This window comes from Laceyella sacchari, assembly GCF_024927925.1.
GTDB classification, from domain to species: Bacteria; Bacillota; Bacilli; order Thermoactinomycetales; family Thermoactinomycetaceae; genus Laceyella; species Laceyella sacchari.
Genome location: NZ_CP103866.1, coordinates 1,626,737 through 1,638,869 on the forward strand (window position 1 = coordinate 1,626,737; position 12,133 = coordinate 1,638,869).

Sequence of the window (12,133 nt, forward strand, 5' to 3'; positions counted from 1 at the left end):
TCCCCAAGAATAGGGGAGACGGATATGACATTATGCGTCGTTTTTATTGTATTTGCGTACCAATTGGTAACTCAAGGCGAGAATGCCGAACCAAATGGGTGCCACATACAGGGCGATGCGGGTGCTTTCTTCCAAAGACAATAGCGCCCCCACACCGATCAAAAAGATGATGCCAATCCAGTTGGTCCAAGGTGTGCCCGGCATTTTAAACGAAGTGGGCTGGTGTTTTTGTCTGAACTTGATATGGGCGTACAAGATAATGCCCCAGACCCACAATGCACCGAAAGTTGCAACGCTGGTGATGTAAGTAAACGCTTTCTCAGGAATGAAATAATTAAGCACCACGCCAAACAACAAGACAATGGCGGACACCGTGATTCCTCGGGATGGAACTTGGCGTCTGCTCACATAGTGAAGTGCTTGTGGTGCATGATTTTGTCCCGCCAGTGTGAATAGCATGCGACCGGTACTGAAGATGCCGCTGTTACAGGAAGACAAGGCGGCAGTCAGGATGACGAAATTGATGATGCTGGCCGCGGCGGGAATGCCGATCTTGGCAAAGGTCAGTACAAATGGACTCGTCTTGCCGTCCAGTTGGTTCCATGGATAGAGCGAGAGGATCACAATCAACGCTCCGATGTAAAAAATGAGAATGCGCCAGATGATTTTATTCACTGCCGAAGGGATTGTTTTCTCCGGATTTTGAGCTTCCCCGGCGGCAATCCCCACCATCTCAACGCCCAAGAAAGCGAACATGACCATTTGCAAAGCGAACAATACTCCCGTAATTCCTTTGGGCATGAAACCGCCATGCTCCCACAGGTTGGAGAATCCGACAGCTTCTCCGTTGTTGCCCCAGCCGGTTGTGATCATGACGAGACCGACTACGATCAATACCAAGATGGTGGCTACTTTGATCAGGGCAAACCAGAACTCCACCTCACCAAACGCCTTGACGGCGATGAGGTTGACCAAATACACCGCAACGAGGGCGATGAGTGCGGGAATCCACTGCGGTATGTCTGGGAACCATGTGTTCACATAGATGCCCACAGCTGTAATTTCGGCCATCCCTGTGACGACCCACATAAACCAATACGTCCAGCCGGTGATGAATCCTGCCCATGGCCCGATCATTTCAGCTGCGTATGTACTGAAGGAGCCCGAGACAGGTTTGTAGAGGATCAGCTCTCCTAATGCACGCATGATAAAAAAGATGATAATCCCGCCGATGGCGTAAGAGAGCACCAGTGCGGGCCCTGCTGCTTGGATGGCGGAAGCTGAACCCAAAAATAATCCTACGCCGATTGCGCCCCCAATCGCGATCAGCTGGATATGCCGGTTGCTTAATCCTCGTGCCAATGACTCATTCTGCGTTTGCTTGTTCATAGACTGCCCCCTTGAATTCATTTTTGTTGGTGCATTGTTATTTTTACCATTGGGGAAGAAATTGCATCATGATTTTAACTTAGAATAAAAATCCATTCAAGTCGGGCTTGCAGGGTCCCCCCTGCGAATGGTTTACAAATGAGGGGGGGATACTAGTTGCCGTTGTTTTCTCCTTTGAGCAGGGCGAGTTCTTCCGGTGTCAATTCCCGGTATTCGCCTAGTTCCAATTCGGGGTCCAAAGTAAGCGGTCCCATAGCGATCCGCTTGAGAAACACCACTTTTTTTCCGACGGCTTCAAACATGCGTTTGACCTGATGGTATTTGCCTTCGTAGATGGTTAACTCGATTTCGGATCGTGGGCCGGACGAGAGAATGGTGAGTTCGCCAGGCATCGTTACGTAGCCATCATCCAAGGTCACCCCGTGTTTAAAGGCGAGTGCGTCTTCTTCCGTAACTACACCATCTACCTCAGCGTAATAAGTTTTGGGTACGTGTTTTTTGGGAGAAAGCAACTGGTGTGACAATTTTCCGTCGCTAGTGAGCAACAGCAGACCTTCGGTATCCTTATCCAACCGTCCGACGGGAAATGGTTCAAATACGCGGTGTTCTTGTTCCAACAGGTCAGTGACGACTTCTTCATTGCGGTCTTCGGTTGCTGATATGACGCCTTGCGGTTTGTTCATCATCAAATAGATGTGCTCGCGGTAATCGATGGTGATGCCGTCGACGGTGATATCGTCCGTTTCGGGCATGACATGCACACTCGGGTCATTCACCGCGGACCCGTTCACTTTGATTCGGCCTGCTTTGGTCAGTTTCCTAATTTCTTTGCGCGTGCCAACGCCCATGTGCACTAACACTTTATCTAAACGTTGACTTTTTCTAGTGGCCACCATGCGCCCCCTCCTGCAATCAAGATGTGTGTGTGAAAATGTAAGTATGGTAAAAAAATCGCGGATCAATTGCCATCATAGCATATTGTGGAAGAAATGATAGGGGTTTTATCCATGTAATCGCAAATTAAGGATAGTCAGCCAGCCCTCACAATGAGTATAATAGAAAAATATAAACTTTAAAAAAGTAAGGAGCATAGGAATGATTATCGACATATTTCATGACATTGTCTGTCCGTGGTGCCGGATCGGCAAGAAAAACCTCTTCACGGCATTGGCTGAGTGGAAGCGGGAGCATGGTGAAGAAGTGACTATCCGTTATCGATCCTATTTGTTGGAACCGGATATGCCTAAAGAAGGACGCCCTTTCCAAGAGCACATGGCGGAAAAAATGGGCGGCCAGGAGCGGATGATGCAAGTGTTTGCGCAAGTGACCCGGGCCGGGGCAGACATCGGTCTCCACTTTGATTTCACGAAAATCGAGCGGATGCCCAATACATGGTTGGCACACACTTTGCTCAAGTGTACCCCGCCAGCGCTAGTGGAAGGGATGCTGGATGCCTTGCATGTGGCTGAGTTTGAGGAAGGCAAAGATGTGGGGTCATTGGAGGTCTTGCTGGAGCTGGCTGCCCGTGTGGGATTGGATTTGGATGAGGTGCGGACGGCGTTGACAGAGGATGCGAAACGGGCGGAGATTGAAGCGGATTTGGCATTGGCGCGGCAAATCGGAATTCAAGGAGTTCCTTTTGTCATTATTGACGAAAAGCTGGCTTTGTCGGGAGCCCATTCGCCAGCCAACTTTTTAAAAGCATTTGCTGAAGCGAAAAAAGTAGATTAGAATGATTCTAAAAAGCAGTTTGGCACCTGCGGATGCAGGGAAATATAAGGCATGCCATGCAGGTGACGGATGGCATGCCTACAGGGATATGAATCTCGGGTGTCATATGGCTCAGCCTTGGATGAAAAACATCTTGCTGGATGCCGGGGCTGGGTTAAAATAAATGTTGGTTGATGCATTTTCAAGATACATATCGCATCAACTAGGCAGTAGGAGGCGGAAAAGATGAATAAAGTGATTGTTCTAGGCACGGGGCCAGCTGGTTTGACGGCGGCTATTTATTTGGCACGCGCCAACATGGAGCCGTTGGTGATTGAGGGGCCAGAACCGGGTGGGCAATTGACCACGACAACCGAAGTGGAGAATTTCCCGGGTTTTCCTGATGGCATCATGGGGCCGGAGCTGATGGATAACATGCGCAAACAAGCCGAACGTTTCGGTGCTCGGTTTAAGCGGGGATGGGTGCAGAAAGTCGATTTGTCGAAACGTCCGTTCACGTTGTACATGGGGGAAGAGCGCATTGAGACGGAAACCTTGATCATTTCCACAGGAGCTTCGGCCAAATTGCTTGGTATTCCGGGTGAGAAGGAAAACATCGGGCAAGGGGTAAGCACATGTGCCACTTGTGATGGGTTCTTTTTCAGAGGCAAGAAAATTATCGTGGTCGGCGGCGGCGATTCGGCGATGGAAGAAGCTAATTTCCTTACCCGCTTTGCCACAGAAGTGACGTTGGTGCATCGCCGCAACGAGCTTCGCGCGTCTAAAATCATGCAAGATCGGGCCCGTAAAAACGAAAAGATCAAATGGAGTTTGAACCGCACGCCAGTCGAAGTGATCCGCGGCGAGCAAGGTGTGACGGGACTGAAAGTGAAAAACAACGAAACCGGTGAAGAGGAGATCATTCACACCGACGGCATTTTTGTGGCAATCGGACACAAACCAAACACCGATTTCTTGGAAGGCCAACTGGAGATGGATGAGGCGGGTTACCTCAAAGTGGAGCCGGGAACAACCAAAACCAATGTGCCAGGCGTATTTGCCTGCGGTGACGTGCAGGATCATGTGTACCGGCAAGCGATCACTGCTGCTGGCTCGGGGTGTATGGCGGCGTTGGATTGCGAACGCTTCCTTGAAGGTGATGCCGTGCACGATTGGAGCAAGTCCTTATAATCTGTCGTAGACGATCATGAACAGGGGGATGTCCGACCATCACCCTGTTTTTTCTTATCTATATGATAAACAAGTTTGTTGAACAAACTAAATGCATGACCATGCCAGTCATCGACATTGGAAAAAGGATAAAGACTTTGACATCGTCTAAAAACGGCGAAATATCTACCGTAAATAATCAATCAAATGAGCAGGCCAATTTTTATGGTTGGCCTGCTCATTTGATTTCAAGTAGAAGGTTGGTTAAAGAGATTCACCATCACACTGCCGACAATAATCAGCACGATGCCGGCCATCTGGACCAGTTGTAATTTCTCGTTCCACAGTAAATTGGAGACAAGAATGGTACCGGCCGTTCCCAATCCGGACCAGACGGCATAGGCGATCCCCAAGGGAATTTGTTCTAAACTGATGGTGAACAGATAAAAAGCGATTCCGTAGCCGATGATCACGATCAAGGTCGGGAGCAATCGGGTGAAGCCGGCAGACTCTTTGAGCGCACAGGTTGCGATAACTTCGCTGATGATTGCGATCAAGAGCAATAACACGGATTTCATTATCCCACCCCAAATTGGAGATGCACACGAATGGAGACAAACGAGCAAAAAACTTGGATATATATTCTAATTATACAATAAATTACATCGAAAGTAAACGGAAATTTTAGAATAGAACATAAACACTGGTGTCGTGATGTTAGTTTTCCATCGCTTTTCTCATTTGGCGAGCCCCTTCATCCCAAATGTTGCTCCATGCCTCCCAACCGCTTTTTTGGATGGCGGCTTGCAAAGAGCGGCGGGTTTCCGTGCGATAGGCGCCAAATTGGTCGCTTCGCTCTTGGATGAGCTGTTTCAATTTATCTCGCTGTGCGGGAGGGTAGCCAGTTTGTTCCAAATAGCGCAATGCCAATTTCATCCGGTTCATTTCTCGGTCCGCGGTAGATTTCCAACGCATCAATAAACGATCCAGCTCGCTCATTTTTTGCTGGCGCATCCGGAGCGCCTCGCTTCCGTTTTTCTGGCCCCAATGCAACCATTCACGCATGAGCCGCTGGTGTTCGGCATCCAAAAAACGGTCCAACTCTTCACCGCTGTCTACATAAGTGAAGGTGCCCATACCGGCTTCGGCCATCTGTTTTAAAGCTTTTTGCCCTGCATCGTCGATGCGAAATCCGATCACATGGACGTGAGGGCGTATCGCGCTTTGGCGAAGTTGAGACATGAGTTGAACCGGATTTCCGCCGCACGTTTCCTCCCCGTCGCTGATCAGATATAGATGGACTTCTTCAGCTTGAGGTGGAACATCTTTTTCTACTGCGGCCAAGCTAGCGGCGATGGGCGTCCAACCGCTAGGGTTTATGGCGTCGAGCGCTTGGGAAAATCGGGTGGCGTTGTATGTGGATGCGGGAAAGATGGCTTCTGTGCTTCGGCATGAGAGCGCTTTGTCCGTAGCTTGGTTTGTGCCCTTGTGGCCGTATACTCGTAGGGAAATGGTGGCCGCTGGGGGCAATTTGCTGACAAACGTAGCGATCGCTTTTTTGGCGCTTTGCATTTTTGTGCTGGCATTCACTTTTTCAGCCATGCTTCCGCTGGCATCAAGCAGGATGGCGAAGTGTGTCGGCTTCTCTAAAATGATGGTATTTGCTGGTTGTTGTGTTGTGGGGTTGATATCCGTAGAAAAATTAGCAGTTTCCATGACCAAGCGCCGATAATCTTCATGGAGCCATTGCAGCAATTGGCGGAAAGTAGCGTCTGCCGATTGGGTTCGCTTCACGGTGGCTAACCGCGCCTGAAGTTTATTTTCTGTAAACTGAGAGCCATGCAGATCGCCCGGCTTGCGCATGAGGGTCTGTTCAAAAGGGGTGAGTTGCCGTTTGAGTATGGGTTGCGGTGCGGTTGCCCGCACGGAGATGGTTGACGCTCGCTTGGACGCGGATGGAGTGGAGAGCTCCGCTGGTGCACATGCGGTCAAGCACAAGGCTATGATGGTGGCTAACATGAAGGAGCGTTGACTGTGAAGCAAGTGGATCGCCTCCTAAAAGTCAAAAAATTTTTTGGAGATTTAAACTACGCCAAAGTATGTTATTATGTTGCTTTGTTGAGTCTTACTATTTTTTGATAATGAAACGTGTTGATCTGGTTTTATTAATATATTTCAAGTGTTAGTCAAACCTGAGAGAGAGGAGTTTAAAAGAGAAAAAAGACAAAAACAGATGGTTATGTCTTAATGGTTCCTCGTATTTCTTTTTTCCTCCTTTTTTTCGATTTGGCACAATATCTTGTATTAGCTATACTACTAAAGCGACTATATATAGTAGAACGGACGTGATGATCCATGATCGATATTTCTGTTGATAAGCTGACGCGCTACCGTGGCTTAATCGATGATGCGTGTGCGCGTTTCACTCATTTAAACAAAGAACAATTGATTGAAGATGCGGCGATGCAGTTGCGAGACAACATGAGCGACAAAGAGGTGTTGCAAATCGTCATCCAAGCCGCTGTTGAAAAAACGAGCGTCGAAGAGCCGGACTGGCAATTTGTCGCTGCCCATCTGCTCGCCCATGGCTTGTATGAGGAAGCGGCCCAAAACCGGGGATATAAAGCGCAGGATAAATACGGCAATCTGCATGCTCTGGTACATAGCTTGACGGAAAAGGGCTTGTACGGAAAATATTTGTTGGAGCGTTACACGAAAGCAGAGCTGGATGAGCTGGAGAAGTACATTAAGCCTGAGCGGGACTATCTATTCAATTATATCGGATTAAAAGTGCTGGCGGACCGGTATATCGTGCGTGACTATGATGGGAAAGTGATGGAACTGCCTCAAGAGCGTTTCATGGTGATCGCTATGCATCTGGCGCAAAACGAAGTCGACCGTGTCGGTTGGGCCAAGCAGTTTTATGATGTGTTGTCCAAGCTGGAGATGACAGTGGCCACCCCGACGCTCAGCAATGCAGGTAAACCACTACACCAGCTGTCTTCATGCTTTATCGACACTGTGGATGATTCCCTGTGGTCGATTTACAATACCAACTCCGCGACGGCGCAAGTGTCCAAACACGGCGGCGGAGTGGGGATTTACTTGGGTAAAGTGCGTTCCAAAGGATCAAAAATCCGCGGTCACAAAGGGGCTTCCGGCGGTGTGATTCCATGGATCCGCAACTACAATAACACGGCCGTGGCAGTAGATCAGCTGGGTGTGCGCCGAGGAGCATTCGCCATTTACTTGGATGTGTGGCATGCTGACATCCTCGATTTCCTCAATTTGAAGACCAACAACGGGGATGATCGCCTCAAAGCTCATGACATTTTCCCTGGTGTATGCATTCCCGATGTGTTTATGGAGCGGGTGAAAGCGCGGGAGAACTGGTATTTGTTTGATCCCCATGAAGTGCGCGAAGTGATGGGCTATTCCATCGAAGATTATTGGGGAGAGGAGTTCACTCGTCGCTATGAAGAATGCGTAGCCAACCCGAACCTGCACAAGACCGAGATTCCGGCCATCGAGATCATGAAGCGGATTATGGTGAGCGCATTTGAGACCGGAACGCCGTTTATCTTCTTCCGTGATACGGTGAACCGAGCCAATCCCAACAAGCACAAAGGGGTTATTTATTCTTCCAACCTCTGTACCGAAATCTGCCAAAACATGTCGCCGACTGAATTAATCTCTGAAGAACTGGAAGACGGCGTGATCGTCACCAAACAAAAGCCGGGTGACTTTGTCGTGTGCAACCTGTCTTCGATCAACTTGGGCCGGGTGAAAAGCAAAGATGACATCGCCCGTATCGTATCCGTGCAGATGCGGATGTTGGACAATGTGATCGATCTCAACATCTATCCCGTAAAGCAAGCGGAATTGACCAATAAGAAGTACCGGGCAGTGGGATTGGGTACCAGCGGCTACCATCAATACTTGGCACAACGGAAAATCATGTGGGAATCAGAAGAGCATGTGAACGAGGCGGATGAGCTGTTTGAAGAGTTGGCGTACCATGCGATTCGCAGCTCAATGGAAATCGCTAAAGAAAAAGGGCATTATCCGTTGTTTGAAGGAAGTGAGTGGCAGACCGGAGAGTATTTTAAACAGCGTGGTTATACCGATGAGCGTTGGCAGAAACTACAGGCAGAAGTGGCCAAGCACGGTATGCGCAATGCGTGGGTATTTGCCGTAGCTCCGACCGGGTCCACATCGCTGATCGCAGGCTCAACGGCGGGCATTGATCCAGTGTACGCTAAGTATTTCGTTGAAGAAAAACGCGGTGCGGTCATTCCGCAAACAGCTCCTAACCTGAGCCCTGAAACGACATGGTATTACAAAGAAGCGCATGCGATCGACCAGCATTGGAGCATTCGGGCGGCTGGAAGACGGCAACGTCATATCGACCAATCGCAATCCTTCAACCTGTATATCACACCAAACACCACCGCGCGCGAATTCTTGGATCTGTACATGGATGCGTGGAGCAACGGCTTGAAAACGATCTACTATGTGCGTAACCAATCATTGGAAGTGGAAGATTGCGTGAGCTGTTCTTCATAACAGAAGCAGTAGAAAGGTGATAGGGCATGAAATTAGAACGCAAAAAAATATTTAACGAACACGGGCAACGGGGAACCCAACGCATGATCAACGGCAACACCACCAATCTGCGCGAGTGGAACCGGATCAAATATGACTGGGCGCACAAGCTGTATCGGGCCATGCTGAACAATTTCTGGATTCCCGAAGAGATCCCGCTGGCGAGTGACGCAAAACAATTCATGGAATTGTCGCCAGCGGAAAGACGAGCATTTGACAAGACGATCTCCTTTTTGAACTTCCTGGATTCGATTCAAGGGGAGAATTTGCCCAACATCAATGAGTATGTGACGGCGCCAGAAGTAAGCTCCCTGTTGAACATTCAAGCGTTTCAAGAGGAGATTCACGCTCAATCTTACAGCTATATCTTGGATAGCGTCTGTTCGCCGGAAACGCGCGAAAACATTTATGACGAGTGGCGTAACGACGAACACCTTTTGCGCCGGAATCGGTTTATCGCCGATTTGTACCAGCAGTTCGTTGATGACACAAACGACAAAAACTTTGTTCGCACATGTATGGCTAACTTCTTGTTGGAGTCTTTGTACTTCTACAGCGGATTTTCCTTTTTCTATGCGTTAGCACGCCAAGGGAAGATGACCGCTACGGCGACGATCATCAAGTATATCCAACGGGATGAACTCACCCATGTCGTTTTGTTCCAAAACATGATCAAAGAGTTGCGTAGCGAAAATCCGGACTTGATCACTCCGGAGTTTGTTGAAGAGTTGCGTGAGATGACACGGACGGCAGTGGAGCATGAGATCGCTTGGGGCCAATACATCACCAACAATGAAATTCAGGGGCTTAACAATGACGTGTTGGAACGCTACATTAAGTATTTGGCGAATGAGCGGTTAAGCCGATTGGGCTTTGAGATCCTGTATCCGGAGATTACTTCTCATCCTATGAAATGGGTGGAAAGCTTCTCTAACTTGAATGCGACCAAAACAGACTTCTTTGAACAGAAAGTAACCAACTATTCTAAGGCAAGTTCACTTGATTTCGGCGATCTGTGAATATGAAAGCACCTCCCTGCCAGGGAGGTGCTTTCATATGGGGATCGGATTGAACAACAAGGTAAGCGCGGCAGCACACAAAGAGAGGCGATAAACGAAATCAAACCAATTCTGCACTCGGAACAGCTGATAGGCGTTCAAGAGGGAATGAATGGTGATAAATACTAGAGCGATTTGAAATAAGAGCAACCACATCAAATCCTCACCTCCTGGTAACGAAATTATTCAATGTGGGCTAGGACTATGCAAATGAATGGAGGCCATCTTTATGAATAAAGCATGGAAAGATGTGAAGGCGTTTCATGAAGCGTTTAATGTCCCTGTACAAAAAAAGCCGTGTAAATTGGAACAGGATCGCGTGCACAAGCGGGCTGATTGGATGATGGAGGAGGTCCGAGAGTTTCTGGAGGCAAAAACGCTAACTGAGCAAGCGGATGCCATGATTGATGTCATGTATCTGGCGCTGGGAACACTCGTCGAAATGGGTGTGCGGCCGGAAGAGCTCTTTCGCATCGTGCACGAAGCCAACATGTCTAAATTGTGGGAGGATGGCAAGCCACGCTACCGGGAGTCAGATGGGAAAGTGATCAAGCCTCCGACATGGCAAGATCCCGAGCCATTGCTAAGGATGGAGATTGCGCGACAACAATCAGAATGCGATGATAAGCAGGAAAAATAGAAGAGCAAATGATCTTGATCTTAAGCGGCCGGGAACACCACCTCGGCCGTTTTTGCATAGGGAATTTACAGGCAGGGGATAGTATGGTGGGAAATTTGATACGGGTGGGCCTAGGATGTGTCTGGCAAGTCTGGTTGGTGGGGAAGAAACGGTGGAAAAACCACCTTTTCTCTAGGAGTGCAGATGCACAAGTGAAGCGAACGAGAAAATGGTTTTGAAGCCGCTGCCCAATTCATCAGACACGCCCTAGACTAAGCCATTTGTTCCCGATGTCGCGGACAGGTGATCTGGCGAAAGAGGAAAAGTGGTATAGACAACTATACATGATAGTGATACACTTAAATTGTAACGAAAGGAAAAAGGAGATAATCATATGAATCCGGTTTCCCCACTTATCATAAGCAATGTAACGATTTTTACGGAGAATGGAAAAATCACACCTGGATATATTGAACTAGTCAATGGCAAAATCAAAAATTTCGGACCGATGGATCACATGCCAGATTTTACAGACGCACAAGTGATCCAATTATCAACGGAACACCAAGTTCTGCCTGGCATGATTGATGTCCACATCCACGGAGCCGCTGGTGCGGATACCATGGATGCGACATTGGAAGCGCTTGACACGATGGCCTCACACTTGCCAAAAGAAGGCACAACCTGTTTTCTGGCGACGACGATTACACAAACGCACGAGAATATCGAGGCTGCGCTGATCAATGCGGCTGACTTCATTGAACGGCATCAGGTGCCGGGGAAGGCGGAATGCGCAGGGATTCACTTGGAAGGGCCGTTCATAAACAAGAAGCGCGCCGGCGCGCAACCCCCAGAGTATATTGTCCATCCCGACCGGGAACAATTCGCCAAATGGCAGTCCATGGCCCGAGGGCACATTCGATTGGTCACTTTGGCTCCGGAAGAGCCGGGTGGGCTTGAATTGACACGTTATCTCAAAGAAACAGGGGTTATTGCGTCCGTGGGCCATTCAGACGCCTGTTACCAACAGGTCAGCGAGGCGATTGACGCAGGCTTAAGCCACGTCACTCATCTGTTTAACGGCATGAGAGGGTTTCACCATCGTGAACCGGGTGTCGCTGGTGCAGCGCTGGTGCGCGACGAATTGATGGTCGAGATGATTGTTGACGGAATTCACATCGAACCAAACAGTGTAAATGTCGCGTATAAGGCCATTACTCCAGAACGAATCATCCTTATCACCGATTCCATGCGGGCCAAATGCCTAAAGAGCGGGACATATGATCTCGGCGGGCAGGAGGTCACAGTATCGGATCGTGATGCCCGGTTGGCTGATGGGACCTTGGCCGGTAGCATTTTGAAAATGAAAGATGCACTGAAGAACATGCATCAATATGTTGACTGCACCATGGAACAATTGATTCAAATGACGGCGACTAACGCTGCGAAAGAATTGAATTTATATGATCGCAAAGGAAGCATTGCGGTGGGAAAAGACGCTGATCTTGTGATCCTTGATGAACAAATGGATGTATTCATGACGATTTGCCGCGGGGCAATCGCTTATCAATCAAAGGAGTAG

11 protein-coding genes are annotated in these 12,133 nt (G+C 48.8%); 6 read left to right on the forward strand and 5 right to left on the reverse strand.

Annotated features, from left to right (window positions below; all coding sequences use genetic code 11):
- Nucleotides 1–30 precede the first annotated feature (30 nt).
- Both NYR52_RS08125 and NYR52_RS08130 read right to left on the reverse strand, forming a co-directional pair.
- Nucleotides 31–1,389: an amino acid permease gene (locus NYR52_RS08125; protein WP_259436673.1), complete on the reverse strand. Its 1,359-nt coding sequence runs from the start codon at nt 1,387–1,389 to the stop codon at nt 31–33.
- Between the two features lie 152 nt (nt 1,390–1,541).
- Complete coding sequence (locus tag NYR52_RS08130; protein WP_259436674.1) at nt 1,542–2,285, reverse strand: pseudouridine synthase; 744 nt, start codon at nt 2,283–2,285, stop codon at nt 1,542–1,544.
- A 199-nt stretch (nt 2,286–2,484) separates the two neighbouring features.
- Between NYR52_RS08130 and NYR52_RS08135 the strand changes: the two genes are divergently transcribed.
- Nucleotides 2,485–3,120: a DsbA family oxidoreductase gene (locus NYR52_RS08135; protein ID WP_054096346.1), complete on the forward strand. Its 636-nt coding sequence runs from the start codon at nt 2,485–2,487 to the stop codon at nt 3,118–3,120.
- Nucleotides 3,121–3,345: 225 nt separating this feature from the next.
- A complete protein-coding gene (trxB, locus tag NYR52_RS08140) occupies nt 3,346–4,290 on the forward strand; it encodes a thioredoxin-disulfide reductase (RefSeq protein WP_259436675.1) in 945 nt (314 codons plus the stop codon).
- Between the two features lie 227 nt (nt 4,291–4,517).
- Here trxB and NYR52_RS08145 read toward each other — a convergent pair whose 3' ends face one another.
- On the reverse strand, nt 4,518–4,847 hold the full coding sequence (locus NYR52_RS08145; protein ID WP_259436676.1) for a DMT family transporter: 330 nt from the start codon (nt 4,845–4,847) through the stop codon (nt 4,518–4,520).
- A gap of 139 nt (nt 4,848–4,986) precedes the next feature.
- Nucleotides 4,987–6,312 carry a VWA domain-containing protein gene (locus tag NYR52_RS08150; protein ID WP_259436677.1) on the reverse strand — a complete coding sequence of 442 codons (1,326 nt, stop codon included), beginning with the start codon at nt 6,310–6,312 and terminating at the stop codon, nt 4,987–4,989.
- A 312-nt stretch (nt 6,313–6,624) separates the two neighbouring features.
- On the opposite strand from NYR52_RS08150, the gene NYR52_RS08155 reads away from it, so the two are divergent.
- Nucleotides 6,625–8,835 (forward strand): ribonucleoside-diphosphate reductase subunit alpha, encoded by a 2,211-nt coding sequence (locus NYR52_RS08155; RefSeq protein ID WP_259436678.1) that lies wholly within the window; start codon nt 6,625–6,627, stop codon nt 8,833–8,835.
- A 26-nt stretch (nt 8,836–8,861) separates the two neighbouring features.
- Nucleotides 8,862–9,893 (forward strand): ribonucleotide-diphosphate reductase subunit beta, encoded by a 1,032-nt coding sequence (locus NYR52_RS08160; protein ID WP_132220330.1) that lies wholly within the window; start codon nt 8,862–8,864, stop codon nt 9,891–9,893.
- Between the two features lie 33 nt (nt 9,894–9,926).
- Here the strand turns inward: NYR52_RS08160 and NYR52_RS08165 are convergent, their stop codons facing one another.
- Nucleotides 9,927–10,091, reverse strand: a complete 165-nt coding sequence (locus NYR52_RS08165) for a hypothetical protein (RefSeq protein ID WP_157053463.1) — start codon at nt 10,089–10,091, stop codon at nt 9,927–9,929.
- Between the two features lie 70 nt (nt 10,092–10,161).
- Between NYR52_RS08165 and NYR52_RS08170 the strand changes: the two genes are divergently transcribed.
- Together NYR52_RS08170 and nagA are read left to right on the forward strand one after the other, a co-directional pair.
- Nucleotides 10,162–10,572: a pyrophosphohydrolase domain-containing protein gene (locus tag NYR52_RS08170; protein WP_259436679.1), complete on the forward strand. Its 411-nt coding sequence runs from the start codon at nt 10,162–10,164 to the stop codon at nt 10,570–10,572.
- Between the two features lie 373 nt (nt 10,573–10,945).
- Nucleotides 10,946–12,133, forward strand: a complete 1,188-nt coding sequence (nagA, locus tag NYR52_RS08175; RefSeq protein WP_259436680.1) for an N-acetylglucosamine-6-phosphate deacetylase — start codon at nt 10,946–10,948, stop codon at nt 12,131–12,133.